The sequence below is a fragment of the Phenylobacterium sp. genome, from assembly GCF_036501465.1.
Taxonomy (GTDB): Bacteria; Pseudomonadota; Alphaproteobacteria; order Caulobacterales; family Caulobacteraceae; genus Phenylobacterium.
The window spans coordinates 1-16,136 of the sequence record NZ_DASYAF010000180.1; the positions used below are offsets into that span (position 1 = coordinate 1).

Here is a 16,136-nt window from a genome sequence, read left to right on the forward strand (position 1 = left end):
GGAGCTTTCGATCGCTGTATCGCCGCTCGGATGGCGTGCGTGGTCGTGGCGCTGCCGTGGAGTATCTGGCCCATAGAGCCTCCCGATGTGAGCACTCAGCTAAGCTGAGTCCCCCACACAGCGGGACCAGACACCTAGGGCGCCGGGAGGCGGCGGCAAGGCGACAACTGCTGATGGCGGTGTGAGGCGCGCTCGGGTAGCTTGCCGACGGGGCTGATCACCAGCCCGCGGTATTCGCCCTGGTCGCAGCGTAGGTTGAGCGTGACCTGCAGGTCGCCCGCCTCGGCGCTCTTGACGTTGCCCTCATAGCGGCCGGTGGGATCGGCGGGCCCGCAGGCGGCCTGGGCGCCGCTGGCGCAGAGCAAGGCGGTGGCGAAGGCCAGGGCGATCGATCGAGGCATCCGGAAACCAGCCGCGCACGGCCGCTCCCTCGTCTTCCGATAGGGTGACGCCACGGGAAGGGCTTCCGTCAGGCCATGACGGCCGTCCGACCAATTCGGTCATGGTTGCGCCATAGGCCCCTGCGCCTGGGCGACCGCCCGACGTGGAGGTTCGCCCGGACCCCTGCTAAGAACCCCGCGCCGGACGGGTGGCCGAGTGGTTTAAGGCAGCGGTCTTGAAAACCGCCGTGGGTTCACGCCCACCGTGGGTTCGAATCCCACCCCGTCCGCCAGTCATCAAGGCGCCGCCTCCCCCGGGCAAACGTCCAGCATCGTGCGCGGCGAATCCGCGCGGGGTGTGTGAATCCCCCTGCGCCCCGCCTGTGCGTCGCCCGCCGCCGCTAAGGTAAAGGTTGAATTAATTTCCGTTTTCAGGTTGGGATATCTGGGGTCTTCGGGGGCGAGTATGAAGCGGTCGACGCAAAATCGTCGACGGGTGCAGGCGTTGACGGTCGCGCGGCGCGCGGTCGCGGGCCTCGCCGTCTGGGGCCTGCTCGCGGCGCAAAGCCAAGCCTTGACCGTGCCGACGTTACTTTCGGGCGACACAAAGGCCGCCATCGCGGTTTGCGCCACGGAGCGACAGCCGCTGGTCGAACTGCAGCAGGAATACGCCGGTGTGCGCCGCGCACCGATGACCAATGCCTTCGCGAGCAGCGCCAAAGCCGGGCTGATGCTGTTCCTGGCGAGCAATCCGCTCCTGAGCATGGCCAGCGCCGCCGCCAAAAGCAGGACCGCCCTCGGGGGCCAGCAACAGACGCAGAACAATCCCAACGACCCGAACAACCAGATGCTCAGCGAGGCGCTGTCGCTGAGGATACCCGGCGTCGATCCCCCGCCGGGCGCGGGCGATCAGGCGGGCGGGACCGTCAGTCAGCTGGCCCGCCTGGTGCAGCCCGGCCAGCCGGTGAACGACAACACGCCGCGCACTCTGCTGGCGATTTCCATGGTGGCGGCGATCGGCGGCTCCACCGACGTCTACATCAAGATCAAGCAGCAACAGTACCGGAACGACGCCCAGCGGATCTCGCAGTCCGTCGACAGCGACGCGGGGAGCCAGACGCCGGTTGGCGAACAGTCGGCCACGGCGTTGAAGGCGCTCGTGAGTTGCCGCGAGAAGCAGGTGGCGGACTTCAAGGAAAAGCTCGCGAGCGCGACGCCGAAGGACAAGAAGCAGCTCCTGCGCAGCCAGCAAGGGCTGCGGGCGGCGTTGACCGCCGACTTCGATCTCGGCAACGACCTATCCAACCAACAGGCGACGGTGGCGCGGGTGCTGACCCAGGGGCGCGCCATGGCGGACGGCGCATCCGAGGTCGACGTGCTGGGGCCGCAGGCCTCGGCCTACGGCCAGGCGTCATCCCAGGCGTGGACGTTGCCGCCGCTCGAGACCGCGGCCGGCGTGGCCGCGCCGCCGCCGCAAGCGCCGCCGCCGGCGCCGAAGGTCACGCTGGTGACGATCCGCGCGACGGCGCTGCACGCGACGCCTGACCCCAAGGCTCCCGTGGTCATGCACCTGGCTGCGGGCCACACGATCACGCCTTCTCGCAAGGCTTCGGCGGACACATCGTGGTGGGAAATCGATGTGGCCGGCACCATGGCCTATGTCCCCGATGCGGATCTTGCGCCGCCGGGCTCCCCGCTGTTGGTCGCCGCCGCGACCAAGGCCAAAGGCAAGGGCAAAGGCAAAGGCGCCGTAGCCTCGGCGCCGCCGCCTCCACCCCCGCCTCCGTCCGGCCCGCCGCCGGCGAGCAACATCCGCTCGCTGAATGGCGCGGTTATCCTGGTCAGGAACAGCGGCGCGGACCGGCTGAAGGCCTTGGCCGACAGCCTTGATCCGGCCAGTACCTGAGCCCCTCGTCCGCCGGGGCGTTCCGGCGCGGACGCGCCAACCCACAAGAGTTTTCGCAACCTGCGCGGCAAAGCCGTGTGGACGCGCGAATCCCAATCGATCCGCCAACTGCAAGTAGAATCGGCGGCGGCGCTCACGGCCTGATCGCGTCTACGGTGTAAATTTCGTGCGTCAGGGGTACGGTTTTGGTCGACTTCCAAATGGTTAAGGTGTGAAGTTGACGCTTCGGTGTGGGGGAACACGCGATGGAAAACGTCTTTGCGATTCTGGCGGTCAGCGGCCTCGGGGTGGTCGCGGCCATCGTCGCGGCGGTGATGAGCAGCGAGCGGATCAAGTCCAAGGGGCTGGGGCGCGCGATCTGGGACGACATCCTGGCTTCCGATCGCGACCTGTACCGCGGCTAGGCCGGTTCTGGATTAGACCTCGGGGAAGATCACCTTCAGCACCTCGTCGGTCGTGTAGACGCAGCGATCGTTGTGGCCGCATTCCGGCACGATCATCGCTTTGGCGTGGCCGCCCAGATGTTCGTTCAGGAACTTCACGAAGGCTTCGCCGCGGGCCCGGCGCGTGGCGCCTTGGGCCATGGCGTTGGCCGAGCCGTCGAAGCCGCCCAAGGGCAGGGTGTCCACCTGGCTCAGCAGATAGGTGGTCGGCCGTCCGGCGAGCTGGCGCTTGAGCTGGGCCTCGCTTTCCGTGGCCACATAGCCGGTGCGCTGCTCGAAGCCGTAGGGCCACAGGTCATATTTCGGCGCCTTGGCGACTTCGGCGAACGGGCCATAGCTGAAGTTGGTGTGCACGGTCTCGCTTTCCCAGCCCTTCACGGCGGCGGCCGGCGCGCCGTCGCCCTCGGGCAAGGGGCGGCTGGCGTCGGGCCAGGCGTAGCTCGACGGATTGGCCACGACATAGCTGACCGGCGCGCCCAGGGTCTCGTGCGCCTTGTTGGCCATCTCGTAGCGGGAGACGAACTGGCCGCCGGCGGAATGGCCGGCCACGACGATGGCCTTCATGTTCGGGAAGGTCTTCTTGTCGGCCACGCGGCGCAGGATCTCGTCCACGAAATCGAAGGAGGTCAGCTCCGGATCGCTCGCCGCCTTGCCGCCGGAGCGCCAGCTGTCGCCGCCGCAGCTCCAGCTCACCTCGTGCGGGGCCAGCTTGTCCTTGCATTGGCCTTGCGCCGAATGGAGGGCAGGGGCGATCACGATGGTGTCGTCCAGCGCCTTGGCCAGGAAGGCCGCGCCGGTCGCCGTGGTGAAGTAGTGGTCGGCGTTGCGCAGGGCGCCGTGGACCATGATCAGCGCGCGCTTGATGTGGGCGTCCGGCCTGGTCAGCGAATAGGTGGAATAGACCATCGATCGCGCGCCGGACTTGCCGAGCGCCACCCACTGGACGCAGGCGTCCGTGGCGCTGAGGCAGGGCTGCGCCGCCACGGCCAGGGCCGGGGCGCCGGCCCCTACCGCCATCGCCGCCGCCATCAGTCCAAGCTTGATCCGTCCGCGCATAGGCTGCTCCCCTGGGTTCGGCTCATGGGTAGATGCTAGAGGGGGCCATGGACAAGACGACTTACAAGACGACGACGTTCGCGGTGGCCGATATGGAGGCGGCCAAACGGATCATCCTGACGCCGACGCCCGACCAGACCACCGACCAGCGCTGGGAAACCGAGACGCCGTACATGGCGGGGCTGCTGGGCGAGCAGCTGTCCATCCAGCCTGGCCAGACGATCGTCGACTACGGCTGCGGGATCGGCCGGCTTTCCAAGGCGCTGATCGAGCGGTTCGATTGTCTTGTCCTGGGCGTCGACCAGAGCGAGGAGATGCGCGCGCTCGCGCCGGCCTATGTGCAGAACGCCGCCTTTTCGGTGGTCTCGCGGCGCATGTTCCATCAGATGGGCCTGCGGGGTTTTCGGGTCGACGCGGCGTTCAGCGTCTGGGTCCTGCAGCATTGCGTTCAGCCGCAGGAGGATATCGGGCTGATGGCGGCGGTGCTGCCGCCGGGCGCGCCGATGACCGTGGTCAACATGCGCCGCCGCGCCGTGCCCACCCAGGAGCGGGGCTGGTACGACGACGGCCTCGACGTCCAGGCCCATCTTGCCGGCCAATTCCAGGAAACGGCCGCCGGAACCCTGGCGGCGGAGCTGGTCACCGCGCGCGTGGCCGAGGCGACGTTCTGGGCGACCTATCGCCGCTGACGGCGCCAGGCGGCTGAGAAGGCCCAGTTAACCGTGATGAAAGCTTAGGGCCGCAGGCTCGGGTCTCGCGGAACAGCAGGGCAGGGATTCGCCATGACGCGCGCCGAAAACGCCAATCCCGGGATTGTTCGCGCCGCCCGATGGGCCGTGCTGCTTGCGGCCGGGGCTTCGCTGGCCGGCTGCGTGACGCCGAAATATGCGGTGCGCGATGAACCCGGGGCCGGGCCGATCGCACAGGGCCAGACCACGCGCCCACCGGCCAACGGCAGGGGCGGAACCATGGCGCCCTATCAGGTGGGCGGCATCTGGTATGTGCCGCGCGAACAGCCGGACTACGACCAGACCGGCGTCGCCAGCTGGTACGGCCAACAGTTCAACCTGAAGGCCACGGCCGACGGCGAGATGTTCGACCTGAACCAGTTCTCGGCGGCGCACACCACCCTGCCGCTGCCCTCGCTGGTGGAGGTGACCAACCTCGACAACGGCCGCAAGCTGGTGGTGCGGGTCAACGATCGCGGGCCCTTCGTCGGCGGTCGGATCATCGACCTCTCCCAGGCCGCGGCGCGTGAGTTGGGCTATGAGCGGGCCGGCACGGCCCATGTGCGGGTGCGCTATGTGGGCCCCGCGCCCCTGGCCGGGCCGGACGCCGGCGTGCGCTACGCCAAGGCCAGTCCAGGGCCTCTGACGCCGGCCTATCCGATCCGCCGGGACGCCACGACGGTGGCGGTGTCCGCCCCGGTAAGCGGCCGCCGTCCGGCCGACGAGGAAATCTTCGGGGCGGCCGACAGTCCGCCCGCCGACGCCTTCGAACCGGCGCCACGGCCGCTGGTCCCGCCGCCGACGCCCGTGTCGGTCTCCTCGCTCAAGCCGCTGCCCGACGCCGCGCCGACCGGCGCCGGGCGGGCGACCGGCCTGACGCCCGCCTTGACCCCGGCTGCGGCCGCGCTGCGCGAGCAGGTCACACCCACGCCGGCGGCGGCCGCGAACCTCTTCCGCATCCAGGCCGGCGCCTTCGGCGACCAGGAGAACGCGCGCCGCGCCGCGGCCCGGCTGGCCGCCATGGGGACCGCGACCATCGAGCCGATCCAGCGCGGCGGCGTCACCCTCTACCGCGTGACCCTGCCGGGCCCGGCCGACGAGGCTGAAGCCTACGGGGTGCGCGACAAGGTGGCGGCCATCGGCTTCGCCGACGCACGGGTCCTGCAGCCGATCTCGCCACTGCAATAGGCCGTCTTTCCCAGCGCTGGACTTCCGGCGCGAACCGTCCAATTTGGGCGCGTGTCTCAGGGACGTTTCATCACATTCGAAGGCGGTGAAGGGGCGGGCAAGTCGACCCAGCTCAAGCGCTTGGCCGCGCGCCTGGAGGCTCAGGGCCGCGCGGTGGTCGCCACGCGCGAGCCGGGCGGTTCGTCCGGGGCGGAAAGTATCCGCGAGTTGGTGCTGAAGGGCTCCGCCGACCGCTGGAGCCCGGTCACCGAGACACTGCTGATGTACGCCGCCCGCCGCGACCACGTGGAGCGGGTGATCCGCCCAGCGCTGGCTAAAGGCGCCTGGGTGGTCTGCGATCGCTTCGCCGACTCCACACGGGCCTACCAGGGCGCGGCGGGCGGTACGGACCCGGCGCTGATCGCCGCGCTGGAGACCCACATACTGGAAGCCACCCGGCCCGATCTCACCCTGATCTTCGACTTGCCTGTCGAGGTGGGGCTGGAGCGGGCGCACAGGAGGGCCGGGGCCGAGATGCGCTTCGAGTCCAAGGGCCAGGCCTTCCACGAGCGGCTGCGCGAGGGCTTCCTGGCGATCGCCAGGGCTGAGCCCGGGCGTTGCGCCATCATCGACGCCATAGGCTCGCTGGAGGCGGTCGAGGCGCGCGTCTGGGCGGCGGTGCGCGAGCGGCTCGCGGTCGATGGCTGAGCTGCGCCATCCGCGCGAGGTCTTCGATCTCGTGGGCCACTCGGCGTCGGAAGCGGCGTTCGAGGCGACCCGAGCGAGGGGCCGGCTGCACCACGCCTGGCTGCTGACCGGGCCAGAGGGCGTCGGCAAGGCCACCTTCGCCTTCCGCGCGGCGCGCCGGCTGCTGGGCGCGCCGGCCGATCCGGCCTGGGGCGTGCTGGGCGCGAGCCCGGACCATCCGGTGAGCCGCCAGATCATCGCCCGCTCGCACCCGGATCTCTTCGTGCTGGAGCGGCTGGGGGAGGACGGCAAGGTCCGCAAGGTGATCCCGGTGGACGAGGCCCGGGCGCTCTCGGAGTTCTTCTCCAAGTCGCCGGCCGCCGCGCCGCACCGGGTGGCGATCGTCGACGCCGCCGACGACCTGAACGTCAATGCCGCCAACGCCATCTTGAAGACCCTGGAAGAGCCGCCGCCGCACGGGGTGCTGCTGATGGTCAGCCACTCGCCGGGGCGCCTGCTGCCGACGATCCGCTCCCGCTGCCGCCGGCTCGCCTTCGATCCCCTGCCGCTGGAGGACGCCGCCGCCTTCGTGCGCGAGCGCGAGGACCTGACGGCGGAGGACGCGCTGCGCCTGGCCCGCATGGCGAACGGCGCGCCCGGACGCGCCTGGAGCCTGGCCCAGGCCGACGCCCTGGCCATGGACGACGCGGCTCGCACCTTGCTGGAGGACCTGCCCCGGCTGGACGAGGCCCTGGCGCTGTCACTCGCGGACCGATTCCGGGGCGGCGAGGGGATGGCGCAGTTCAACCTGTTGTTCGACCGGCTGTCCGAGCACATCCACCGCTTCGCCACCGAGCGGGCGGGGCAGGGGATCGGCGGCCTCGACCGCTGGGCGGCGGCCTGGGAGACCCTGGAGCGCCTGCCGCGCGAGGCCGAGGCGTTGAACCTCGACCGCGCCGACGCCCTCTTCACGGCGCTGGCGGAGTTGCGCCAGGCGGCCCGCGCGGCCTAGAGCCTGCCGGGGATGCTCATCGACAGCCATGTGAACCTCCACGCCCCGCAGTTCGACGAAGACCGCGCCGAGGTGATCGAACGCGCCTTCGCCGCCGGCGTGCGCCTGATGGTCAACATTTCCGACAAGGTCTCGAACTGGGAAAACGTGCGCGCGCTGGCCGACGATCCGCGCATCTGGGCGACCGTGGGAACCCATCCGCACGAGGCCAAGGAAGACCCGGACCTCTCGCCGGAGCGGCTGATCGCACTCGCCGCCGATCCGCGCGTGGTCGGCATCGGCGAATGCGGCCTGGACTTCCACTACGACCTCAGCCCGCGCGACATCCAGGCCGCGGTGTTCCGCGCCCATGTGGCGGCGGCGCGCGAGACCGGCCTGCCGCTGGTGGTTCACACCCGCGAAGCCGATGCGGTCATGGGCCAGATCCTGGCGGAGGAACACGCCCGCGGGCCCTTTCGCCTGTTGATGCACTGCTACACCTCGGGCGCGGCGCTGGCGCGGCAGGCGGCCGAGCTGGGCGCCTGGTTCTCGGTCTCCGGCATCGCCACCTTCAAGGCGGCCGAGGACGTGCGCGCGGTGATCGCCGACATGCCGGCCGACCGGATCATCGTCGAGACCGACTGTCCCTATCTGGCGCCCGTGCCCTATCGCGGCCGGCGCAACGAGCCGGCCTACATCGGCCACGTCCTGGCCAAGCTGGCCGAGGTGCGCGGCTGGTCGCTGGACGAGGCCGATGCGCGCACGACCGACGCCTTCTTCGCCCTGTTCGACCGGATTCCGCGCCCATGAGCGGGCCTGGGAGCGCGACCCTGGAGTTCACGATCCTGGGCTGCGGCTCCTCCGGCGGCGTGCCGCGCGCCGACGGTGACTGGGGCGCCTGCGATCCTGCGAACCCGAAGAACCTTCGCTCGCGCTGCTCGCTCCTGGTCCGGCGGCTGGGGCAGGGGCCTGAACGGGCGGCCGAGGCCGAGACAACAGCCATCGTCGACACCGCACCCGACTTTCGCCTGCAGACCGCGTTCGCCGGGGCGAAACGGCTGGACGGGGTGCTGCTGACCCACGACCACGCCGACCAGGTCCACGGCATCGACGACGTGCGCGCCTTCTTCATCCGCCAGCGAGCCAAAATCCCGTGTCGCATGGAGGCGGCGACTGACGCCTCGATGATGCGCCGGTTCGGCTACATATTCGAAGGCGAGGGCGGCTATCCGGCGATCTGCGAGCGCCGTGCGATCCCCGGGCACGGGGCGCCCTGGACCGTGGACGGACCATCGGGACCGATTCCCGTGGTGAGCTTCGACCAGGACCACGGCGCGGTGCGCTCGGTGGGCTACCGGTTCGGCGGCGTGGCCTATTCCAGCGACGTGGTGGCCCTGGACGAGGCGGCGTTCGACGCCCTGGCCGATCTCGATGTCTGGATCGTCGACGCCCTGCGCTATCGCCCGCATCCGACCCACGCGCACCTGGCGCTGGCGCTGGAATGGATCGCGCGGTTGAAGCCCCGGCGCGCGATCCTCACCAACCTGCACATCGACCTGGACTACGAGACCCTGAAGGCCGAACTGCCAACGGGCGTGGAGCCGGCGTATGACGGGCTTCGCTTTTCACATGAACTCAGCGGCAGTTTTTCATGATTTCAAAGCCGCTTAAGCTTGGTTTTCTCGCATCCGCCAACGGCTCGAGCGCCCGGGCCGTTTTGGCTGCGGCGCGGGCAGGAGACCTCGCCGCCGAGCCGCGCCTGCTGGTCAGCAACAATCGGAGCGCCGTGGCCCTGGCCTTCGCGGCGGAGGCTGGCGTGCCTTCGCTGTGCATCCCGACCAAGGACGATCCGGACGCCGCCGACGCGCGGCTGGCCAACGCGCTCACCGACGCCGGCGTCGAGCTGGTGGTGCTGTCCGGCTATCTGCGCCAGCTCGGCCCGCGGACGCTGGCGCGCTACGCCGGGCGCGTTCTGAACATCCATCCGGGCCCGCTGCCGCAATTCGGAGGCCACGGCATGTATGGCCGGCGTGTCCACGAGGCGGTGATCGCCGCCGGCGTCGCTGAGAGCGGGATCTGCATCCATCTGGTGGACGAGGAATACGACCGCGGCCCGGTGATCGCCCGGCGGGGCGTGCCGGTCGAGCCGGGCGACACGCCGGAAAGCCTGGAGGCGCGGGTCACGGGCCTTGAACCGGGCTTCTTCGTCGAGACCCTGCGTCGGATCGCGGCCGGCGAGATCGTCCTCGGCTGAGCGCGGCTTGCGCGGAACGCCGTTCCGGCACAGCCTGCGCGCCACCAAACGGGAGGATTCCAGATGAAGCTCCATACCGCCGCCGCGCTCGGCGTCTTTCTCGCGCTCAGCGTCTCGCCGGCCGTCATGGCTCAGGCGCCCGCCAATCCGCCGCCGGACGCCGTCAGCGACCCGTCGCTGAAGGGGCCGGAGATCGTGAAATTCATGGGCCTGAAGGCCGGCGACAAGGTGGCCGACGTCATTCCCGGCAAGTTCACGCGGCTGTTCAGCCAGACCGTCGGGCCCAAGGGAAAGGTCTATGCGGTGCAGACCGCCGAGGTGGTGAAGACGCACCCGAGCGCGCTGACCGGGGTTCAGGCCCTGGCCGCCGCCGCGCCGGACAAGAATGTCGTGGTTACGACGCCGCCGACGAACGCCATGGACCTGCCCAAGGGCCTGGACGCGGTGTTCATCCGCCAAAACTACCATGACCTCTACGACAAGTTCATGGGGCCGGCCGACGTGCCCGGGTTCAACAAGCAGGTCTTTGCGGCGCTGAAGCCGGGGGGCGAATATGTGATCGTCGACCATGCCGCGGCCGCCGGCGCCGACATGAACGTCACCGAGACGATCCACCGGATCGATCCGGCCCGCGTGAAGGCTGACGTGACCGCCGCCGGGTTCAAGTTCGCGGGCGAAAGCAAGGTCCTGGCCAACGCTGCGGATGACCACACCAAGATGGTCTTCAACCCGGCGATCCGGGGCAAGACCGATCAGTTCGTCTACAAATTCGTCAAACCGAAGTGAGGGGCAGCCTGGGGCGGCCTAGCGCCGCTCCGGGCTTCCTGATCATATTTCCGATAATCTTCCTTAGGCGATAAATGAATTGGCGCTCGGGGCGAAGCCTGGTCCCCGCCCCGACGCCGTTTCCGGCGAGGCCGGCGGCTTGACCAGGACTGCGGGCGGATTGAACCTCCCCTGGGTCTGAGAACGCCGAACGGGGGTTGCATGAAGGCCGTCGTCGTCATCGTCACGATCCTGGCGGCGCCGCCCATGGCCCAGGCTCAGGCCGCCGGTCCGCCAGGCGTCGCGCCGCCGACACCCCAGACCGATGAGCTGATGGTCATGCCGCACGCCGAGTGCCTGGAGCCAAAGCGCGATCCGCTGACGCCTTCACCGCACGTGGTCTCGACCTTTCCGGCCCGTGGCTCCGTGGTCCGCCCCGGCCTCCTCTATCTCCGCGCGACCTTCGACGAGCCGATGAGTTGCAGAGGCTTCTTCCTGGCGATGGCCCGGATGCATTCGCCGTGCAGTTCGGAGCGCCAGGCCTGGGTGCTGAGCTTCGACCGCAAGACGATCCGCACGCTTTGCCATACCGAGCCCAGCAACGTGTACGGCGTGCGCATGAGCATCGACCTGCCGGGCGCTCAGTTCGTCAGCCTGGCCGGTCATGCGATGGACCCCTACGAATTCAGCTTCACCACCTCGCCCGGTCCTGAAGTGACCACGGCCCATGAGGCGATCGACCAGGACGTCGAAATGCTGCCGAAGCCCAAGGACGAGCCGATCCCGCTCTATGAGTTCCGCGGAAAGCACTGACTAATGTCGAAGCCGCCCCTTCCCATGCCCGCCTGGACTGCTCTGGCGGTCGTGGTCGCCATGGCCGTGACGGGCTTGGCCTATGCCCAGTCGAGGGTTTCGCTGATCCCCATCGCGCCGAAGGCCAACGCATCGGCCCACTACGTTGGCTCACAGGCCTGCCAGTCGTGCCACCAGGAGGTCTACGCCCGCTGGTCGAAGACCAAGATGGCCAATGTGGTGCGTGACCCCAAGCTGCACCCGGACGCCGTGCTGGCCGACTTCTCCAAGCCCAACCCGATCGTCACCTTCAGCCTCAAGGACGTGGATTTCGTATACGGATCAGGCTGGAAGCAGCGTTTCTTCCACAAGGTTGGCGACACCTATATCCCCTATCCGGCGCAATGGGACGTCACCCACAAGAGCTGGTCGCGCTACCACGTGCCCGACAAGGGCGGCGACTGGTGGGGACCGCTCTATCCCGACCCCAAGGGCGATAACTCCGGCCGCCCGACTGGGCCGCTCTGCGACGGCTGCCACTCGGTCGCCTACAACATCGCGACCAGCAAGCCCACAGAATGGAACGTCGGCTGCGAGATGTGCCATGGGCCGGGCTCTGAGCACGCCGCCCACCCTGCCCGCGACAACATCCTGAACCCGGCGCGCATGGACTACATCCATGCCAACGACACCTGCATCCAGTGCCACTCCCAGGGCCAGCCACTAAAGAACCCGATCGAGGGAAAATACTACGACTGGCCCGTGGGTTATCATGTGGGCCTGAACCTCGCCGACTTCTGGAAGCTGGAGCCGCACAAGCTGGGCGAGCTCTCCTTCACCCACTTCCCAGACGGGACGGCGCACAAGAACCGGATGCAGGGCAACGATTTCGTCCAGAGCCTGATGTACGCCCGCGGCGTCACCTGCTTCTCCTGCCATGACCCGCATGGCACGCCGAACCAGGCGATCCTGCGCAAGCCCATGGGCCAGGTCTGCCTGGGCTGCCACGTAGCGAATGGGCCGAACGGGCCGCATGCGGTCTCGATCGAGGCGCACACTCACCACAAGGCGGGCTCGCCCGGCAGCGACTGCGTGGCCTGCCACATGCCGAAGATCCAGCAAACCATCGCCGACGTGAACGTGGCGGCCCACACCTTCCGCTTCATCACCCCGGCCGACAGCGACGCCCTGAAGATCCCCAACGCCTGCAACGCCTGCCACAAGGACAAGACCACCGCCTGGACCGCCGAGGCCCTGGCCCACTGGAGCGACCGCTCGCCCTGGCGGATGGCGAACTGAGGCGCGACGAGCCGCCTGCCCCTATTTCCGGGTGTAGGTGGAGGCGAAGGTCTCCTGGGTGTCCAGATCCTTGGTGACCCGCTGCAGGGACTGGCCGCCGGCCGACAGGGTGTAGATGCGCTCGGTCACCGGCCTGCCATCCGGCGACAGGATCGTCTCGACGAAGCTGTGGTCGTCGATGCGTTTGATGGTGGCCTGAAACCGGTCGCCCTCGGAGCCCGTGATCGGGGCCGGCGGCCCGCCGACCACCGCCGTCACGTTACCGCCGCGGAAGGCGCGGATGCTCATCCGATCGCCCTTCTGGCGCAGTTCAACGGTGCGGTATTGCACCGGAACCTCGGTGTAGCCGATGGCCTTCCAGGCGCCGGACACGGGATGCGCGCCGCGTGGGGCAGGCTTCACCCGCTGCGCCTTGAAGACGGTGCGCAGCGGCTTGTCGACGCCCGGCCAGCGGTCGAGCGCCACATAGGTCGCGGTGCGGTCGTCCGGATCGACCGTCATGGTCGTGTCGCGCGCCATGTCAGGCTCGACCATGTGGGTGGTGATGCTGCGCGGGCCCGAAATGGTGACGGATTCCGCCGTCACCCCCGGGTCGCCGGCGATGGGACGGGTGACCCCGTCGGCGGGATAGGCGCGTCGGGGCGTGCAGCTGTCGCAGCGGTACTGGCCGTTCGCCACCAGATAGACGTCGGTGTGATCGGCCTCCACCTGGGTCTGGAGATCGGCGACCCATTTGCCGTCGAACGGGCCGGAAGCGGCATGGGCCGCGCCCGCCGCTAGGGCGACGATCAGGATCGCAAACCAGGCTCGCATCCACCACTCCTGCCCCAAACTCCCGCCTCGGGCGGTCTTAGGCTTACCGCCTTTGCGGGTGGCCGCAATGGAGCGATCGCGCCGGCGTCCCTGCCCCTTGCCGGCGAAACACGACCGAAACACCCGCGAGGTCCGATGCGGCGATGCAGTCCGGCCGCCGCCTGAGCCTTACGCTCGTCACCGTCTTGGCGACGCTCGGCGCGGTCGCCTCGTCGCAGGCCGCGCCCGCGGCGAAGCCGAAGTCGGACGGGGCCACGGTGTCCGAACTGCTGGTGATCCCCGAAAAGATGGCGTCCGAGCTCGACGTCATCGCCAGGAAGCAGTGCCTCGAGGTCAAGAAGGAGCCATCGACGCCGCCGGCCAAGCTGGTTTCGAGTTTTCCCGCGCAGGGCGCGACGGTGCGGCCCGGCCTGTTGATCGTGCGTCTGACCTTCGACCGGCCGATGACCTGCAACGGCTTCCTCAAGCGCGACATCGACCTGCCGGACCCCTGCCCCGACACCCACCAACAGTTCCGGCAGAGCGCGGACCGGCTGACGGTCTGGACCGTCTGCGTGGCCAGGCCGGGTCATCGGTTCGGCGTGTGGCTGAACAAACCGGTATTCGACGATGACGGCACGGGCTTCAGCGACTTTCAGAACAAGGGCGCGCAGTTCGAAAGCCTGGCCGGCTGGCCCGTGCAGCCCTATCGGCTGGTCTTCTCGACCTCCGACGGCCCGCTTGTGGACAACATCGAGGACGCCTTGCGGCAGGATCCGGAGACGGCGCGCCACCTGAGACACTAGCCGCTGCGCTCGGCTTGCATCGCCATGGTCGAGGCTTACCTTAAGGGCCGAGGGCGAGAACGAGGATATGAGCATGCGGACCTTTGCCATCGCCACGGCCGCCGCCACGCTGCTGGCCGCCGCCCCTGCTTTCGCCACCCCCGCGTCGGTGTCCGTCGTGGTCGGGCCGCAGCTGCAGAAGAAGGCGATCGACACCCTGGGCGTGCGCGACGTAGACGGCCTCGCCAAGGAACTGCAGAAGACGGTCGCCGACCGCCTGGCCAAGACCGGCGCCTATGATGGCGCGCGGATCGAACTGGTGCTGGTGGACGCCAAGCCGAACCATCCGACCTTCAAGCAGCTCAGCGACACGCCCGGCCTTTCGATGCGCAGCTTTTCGATCGGCGGCGCGCGGATCGAAGGCCGCGCCGTGGCGCCCGACGGCGCGGTGACCCCGCTGCGCTACAGCTACATGGAATCGGATATCCGCTGGACCCGCGGCTTTTCCACCTGGACGGACGCGGAGCTGACCTTCGACCGGTTCGCGGGCGAGCTCAGCCGCGGCAAGGCTCCGAACGATCGCTGAGTTGCTTGCCTGACGCCGCGGCGCAGGGTCTCATCGGTTCGTCATGACCCGCCCTGCCCCGCCCGACACCCTGCCCCCGCTGGAGCGGCTGTTGGCGATCATGGCGCGGCTGCGCGATCCCGAGGGCGGGTGCCCCTGGGACCTGGAGCAGGACTTCGCGACCATCGCGCCCTACACGGTGGAGGAGGCCTATGAGGTCGCCGACGCCATCGAGCGCAAGGACCTCTCCGACCTGAAGGAGGAGTTGGGCGACCTCTTGCTGCAGGTGGTGTTCCACGCCCGCATGGCTGAGGAACAGGGCGCCTTCGCCTTTGACGACGTGGCCCGCGCGATCAACGACAAGATGGTGCGCCGCCACCCGCACGTCTTCGCCGACGAGACCTATGGTTCGCTAGCCGAGCAGGTCGAGGGCTGGGAACAGCTGAAAGCCGCCGAGCGGGCGAAAAAGGGCCGTGACGGCAGTCTGATGGACGAGGTGCCGACGGGCCTGCCCGGTCTGACCCGCGCGGTGAAACTCTCCAAGCGCGCCGCCCAGGTAGGCTTCGTCTGGCCGACCGTGCGGGACGTGACCGCTAAGCTGCACGAGGAGGTCGGCGAACTGGAGGCCGAGATCGAAGCCGGGGACCTGGAGAAGGCCCGCCAGGAGCTGGGCGATGTGCTGTTCGTGGTCGCCAACATCGCCCGCACCCTGGACATCGATCCGGAAGATGCGCTGCGCTACACCAACGCCAAGTTCGTCCGTCGCTTCAAGTTCGTGGAGGCGCAACTCGCGGCGCGTGGCAAGACCCCGGACCAGTCCGACCTCGCCGAGATGGACGGTCTCTGGGAAGACGCCAAGCGGGCCGAGCGGGCCGCGGCGGCGGAGTAGGTCACAGGTTCAAATCCCGTCCCCGCACCCATACCTAGTGCGCCCGCACCTCGGCTGACGGGAACTGCTGCTCGAACTGGCCCAGCGCCTGGGGGGACAGGCTGACCGCCAGACGCACCGAGCCGTCCTTGCCGTCGTGGCGCTCCAGCACCCGGCCGTGGCGGTAGAGCCAGGCGATCGCCGCCCCCTCCCCGACCGGCGCATAGACGTCCACCGGCGGCGCCTCGTCCACCAGGCCGGCGACGGCTTCCAGCAAGGCGTCGCAGCCTTCGCCGCTCACCGCCGAGACCGGAATGGCCTGCGGATGGGCGCGGCGGGCGTCGCCGCGAAGGGTGACACGCTCGTCCGGCGGCACGAGGTCCAGCTTGTTCCAGACCTCCAGGATGTTGCGCTCCTCCATGTCGACGCCCAGGGGGTGGAGCACGGTGCGCACGTCCCCAGCCTGGGCGGCGCTTTCCTCGGAGGCGATGTCGCGCACGTGCAGCACCACATCGGCCTCGCGCACCTCTTCCAGGGTGGCGCGGAAGGCTTCCACCAGTTCGTGCGGCAGGTCGGAGATGAAGCCCACGGTGTCGGACAGGATCGCCGGGCGGCCGTCCGGCAGCTTCAGCATTCTGAGCGTCGGGTCCAGGGTGGC

At 69.1% G+C, this 16,136-nt stretch carries 19 protein-coding genes and 1 tRNA gene; 16 read left to right on the forward strand and 4 right to left on the reverse strand.

Translation table 11 applies throughout. From position 1 onward, the window contains the following. Positions 1 to 134: 134 nt before the first annotated feature. The gene (locus VGL85_RS21380; protein WP_331591065.1) at positions 135 to 401 is read right to left on the reverse strand and encodes a hypothetical protein; all 267 of its coding nucleotides are present in this window, start codon (positions 399 to 401) and stop codon (positions 135 to 137) included. Between the two features lie 182 nt (positions 402 to 583). Here VGL85_RS21380 and VGL85_RS21385 point away from each other — a divergent pair. From VGL85_RS21385 to VGL85_RS21395, 3 genes are all read left to right on the forward strand, one after another. After that, positions 584 to 673 (forward strand) — tRNA-Ser (locus VGL85_RS21385). 173 nt (positions 674 to 846) lie between these two features. Beyond that, positions 847 to 2,286: a hypothetical protein gene (locus VGL85_RS21390; protein WP_331591066.1), complete on the forward strand. Its 1,440-nt coding sequence runs from the start codon at positions 847 to 849 to the stop codon at positions 2,284 to 2,286. A gap of 245 nt (positions 2,287 to 2,531) precedes the next feature. Next, positions 2,532 to 2,690, forward strand: coding sequence for a hypothetical protein (locus VGL85_RS21395; RefSeq protein WP_331591067.1), 159 nt, complete (start codon positions 2,532 to 2,534; stop codon positions 2,688 to 2,690). A 12-nt stretch (positions 2,691 to 2,702) separates the two neighbouring features. On the opposite strand, the gene VGL85_RS21400 is transcribed toward VGL85_RS21395, so the two are convergent. Continuing rightward, entirely contained in the window at positions 2,703 to 3,785 is a 1,083-nt protein-coding gene (locus tag VGL85_RS21400; protein ID WP_331591068.1) for an alpha/beta hydrolase, read from the reverse strand. 47 nt (positions 3,786 to 3,832) lie between these two features. Here VGL85_RS21400 and VGL85_RS21405 point away from each other — a divergent pair, with 47 nt between their 5' ends. The 10 genes from VGL85_RS21405 to VGL85_RS21450 all read left to right on the forward strand — a co-directional run bounded on the left by VGL85_RS21405 (position 3,833) and on the right by VGL85_RS21450 (position 12,468). Then, a complete protein-coding gene (locus VGL85_RS21405; protein WP_331591070.1) occupies positions 3,833 to 4,474 on the forward strand; it encodes a class I SAM-dependent methyltransferase in 642 nt (213 codons plus the stop codon). Between the two features lie 93 nt (positions 4,475 to 4,567). Continuing rightward, on the forward strand, positions 4,568 to 5,701 hold the full coding sequence (locus VGL85_RS21410) for a septal ring lytic transglycosylase RlpA family protein (protein ID WP_331591071.1): 1,134 nt from the start codon (positions 4,568 to 4,570) through the stop codon (positions 5,699 to 5,701). A gap of 51 nt (positions 5,702 to 5,752) precedes the next feature. Beyond that, positions 5,753 to 6,388, forward strand: coding sequence for a dTMP kinase (gene tmk / locus VGL85_RS21415; RefSeq protein WP_331591072.1), 636 nt, complete (start codon positions 5,753 to 5,755; stop codon positions 6,386 to 6,388). Continuing rightward, positions 6,381 to 7,379: a DNA polymerase III subunit delta' gene (locus tag VGL85_RS21420; protein ID WP_331591073.1), complete on the forward strand. Its 999-nt coding sequence runs from the start codon at positions 6,381 to 6,383 to the stop codon at positions 7,377 to 7,379. Before tmk ends, VGL85_RS21420 begins: the two co-directional genes overlap by 8 nt. 12 nt (positions 7,380 to 7,391) lie before the next feature. Beyond that, a complete protein-coding gene (locus VGL85_RS21425; protein ID WP_331591074.1) occupies positions 7,392 to 8,168 on the forward strand; it encodes a TatD family hydrolase in 777 nt (258 codons plus the stop codon). Then, complete coding sequence (locus VGL85_RS21430; protein WP_331591075.1) at positions 8,165 to 9,013, forward strand: MBL fold metallo-hydrolase; 849 nt, start codon at positions 8,165 to 8,167, stop codon at positions 9,011 to 9,013. Before VGL85_RS21425 ends, VGL85_RS21430 begins: the two co-directional genes overlap by 4 nt. Beyond that, positions 9,010 to 9,612: a formyltransferase family protein gene (locus tag VGL85_RS21435; RefSeq protein WP_331591076.1), complete on the forward strand. Its 603-nt coding sequence runs from the start codon at positions 9,010 to 9,012 to the stop codon at positions 9,610 to 9,612. Before VGL85_RS21430 ends, VGL85_RS21435 begins: the two co-directional genes overlap by 4 nt. A 63-nt stretch (positions 9,613 to 9,675) precedes the next feature. After that, positions 9,676 to 10,398, forward strand: a complete 723-nt coding sequence (locus tag VGL85_RS21440; protein WP_331591077.1) for a methyltransferase — start codon at positions 9,676 to 9,678, stop codon at positions 10,396 to 10,398. Positions 10,399 to 10,599: 201 nt separating this feature from the next. After that, positions 10,600 to 11,190 (forward strand): hypothetical protein, encoded by a 591-nt coding sequence (locus tag VGL85_RS21445; protein ID WP_331591078.1) that lies wholly within the window; start codon positions 10,600 to 10,602, stop codon positions 11,188 to 11,190. Positions 11,191 to 11,214: 24 nt separating this feature from the next. Next, on the forward strand, positions 11,215 to 12,468 hold the full coding sequence (locus VGL85_RS21450; protein ID WP_331591079.1) for a cytochrome c3 family protein: 1,254 nt from the start codon (positions 11,215 to 11,217) through the stop codon (positions 12,466 to 12,468). A 21-nt stretch (positions 12,469 to 12,489) separates the two neighbouring features. Here the strand turns inward: VGL85_RS21450 and VGL85_RS21455 are convergent, their stop codons facing one another. Beyond that, entirely contained in the window at positions 12,490 to 13,281 is a 792-nt protein-coding gene (locus VGL85_RS21455) for a hypothetical protein (protein WP_331591080.1), read from the reverse strand. A 143-nt stretch (positions 13,282 to 13,424) separates the two neighbouring features. Here VGL85_RS21455 and VGL85_RS21460 point away from each other — a divergent pair, with 143 nt between their 5' ends. The 3 genes from VGL85_RS21460 (at position 13,425) to mazG (ending at position 15,499) form a co-directional block, all read left to right on the forward strand. Beyond that, a complete protein-coding gene (locus VGL85_RS21460) occupies positions 13,425 to 14,066 on the forward strand; it encodes a hypothetical protein (RefSeq protein ID WP_331591081.1) in 642 nt (213 codons plus the stop codon). Between the two features lie 73 nt (positions 14,067 to 14,139). Further along, positions 14,140 to 14,631: a hypothetical protein gene (locus VGL85_RS21465; protein ID WP_331591083.1), complete on the forward strand. Its 492-nt coding sequence runs from the start codon at positions 14,140 to 14,142 to the stop codon at positions 14,629 to 14,631. Between the two features lie 43 nt (positions 14,632 to 14,674). Continuing rightward, positions 14,675 to 15,499, forward strand: a complete 825-nt coding sequence (gene mazG / locus VGL85_RS21470) for a nucleoside triphosphate pyrophosphohydrolase (RefSeq protein ID WP_331591084.1) — start codon at positions 14,675 to 14,677, stop codon at positions 15,497 to 15,499. A gap of 34 nt (positions 15,500 to 15,533) precedes the next feature. On the opposite strand, the gene VGL85_RS21475 is transcribed toward mazG, so the two are convergent. Further along, a partial coding sequence (locus VGL85_RS21475; protein WP_331591085.1) for a GTPase occupies positions 15,534 to 16,136 on the reverse strand: 603 nt, incomplete at its 5' end.

What these genes read in the sequence shown, in the direction of transcription:
- VGL85_RS21380 (WP_331591065.1), bottom strand. Translation starts at nt 401, where the DNA reads ATGCCTCGATCGATCGCCCTGGCCTTCGCCACCGCCTTGCTCTGCGCC.
- VGL85_RS21390 (WP_331591066.1), top strand. Translation starts at nt 847, where the DNA reads ATGAAGCGGTCGACGCAAAATCGTCGACGGGTGCAGGCGTTGACGGTC.
- VGL85_RS21395 (WP_331591067.1), top strand. Translation starts at nt 2,532, where the DNA reads ATGGAAAACGTCTTTGCGATTCTGGCGGTCAGCGGCCTCGGGGTGGTC.
- VGL85_RS21400 (WP_331591068.1), bottom strand. Translation starts at nt 3,785, where the DNA reads ATGCGCGGACGGATCAAGCTTGGACTGATGGCGGCGGCGATGGCGGTA.
- VGL85_RS21405 (WP_331591070.1), top strand. Translation starts at nt 3,833, where the DNA reads ATGGACAAGACGACTTACAAGACGACGACGTTCGCGGTGGCCGATATG.
- VGL85_RS21410 (WP_331591071.1), top strand. Translation starts at nt 4,568, where the DNA reads ATGACGCGCGCCGAAAACGCCAATCCCGGGATTGTTCGCGCCGCCCGA.
- VGL85_RS21420 (WP_331591073.1), top strand. Translation starts at nt 6,381, where the DNA reads ATGGCTGAGCTGCGCCATCCGCGCGAGGTCTTCGATCTCGTGGGCCAC.
- VGL85_RS21425 (WP_331591074.1), top strand. Translation starts at nt 7,392, where the DNA reads ATGCTCATCGACAGCCATGTGAACCTCCACGCCCCGCAGTTCGACGAA.
- VGL85_RS21430 (WP_331591075.1), top strand. Translation starts at nt 8,165, where the DNA reads ATGAGCGGGCCTGGGAGCGCGACCCTGGAGTTCACGATCCTGGGCTGC.
- VGL85_RS21435 (WP_331591076.1), top strand. Translation starts at nt 9,010, where the DNA reads ATGATTTCAAAGCCGCTTAAGCTTGGTTTTCTCGCATCCGCCAACGGC.
- VGL85_RS21440 (WP_331591077.1), top strand. Translation starts at nt 9,676, where the DNA reads ATGAAGCTCCATACCGCCGCCGCGCTCGGCGTCTTTCTCGCGCTCAGC.
- VGL85_RS21445 (WP_331591078.1), top strand. Translation starts at nt 10,600, where the DNA reads ATGAAGGCCGTCGTCGTCATCGTCACGATCCTGGCGGCGCCGCCCATG.
- VGL85_RS21450 (WP_331591079.1), top strand. Translation starts at nt 11,215, where the DNA reads ATGCCCGCCTGGACTGCTCTGGCGGTCGTGGTCGCCATGGCCGTGACG.
- VGL85_RS21455 (WP_331591080.1), bottom strand. Translation starts at nt 13,281, where the DNA reads ATGCGAGCCTGGTTTGCGATCCTGATCGTCGCCCTAGCGGCGGGCGCG.
- VGL85_RS21460 (WP_331591081.1), top strand. Translation starts at nt 13,425, where the DNA reads ATGCAGTCCGGCCGCCGCCTGAGCCTTACGCTCGTCACCGTCTTGGCG.
- VGL85_RS21465 (WP_331591083.1), top strand. Translation starts at nt 14,140, where the DNA reads ATGCGGACCTTTGCCATCGCCACGGCCGCCGCCACGCTGCTGGCCGCC.
- mazG (WP_331591084.1), top strand. Translation starts at nt 14,675, where the DNA reads ATGACCCGCCCTGCCCCGCCCGACACCCTGCCCCCGCTGGAGCGGCTG.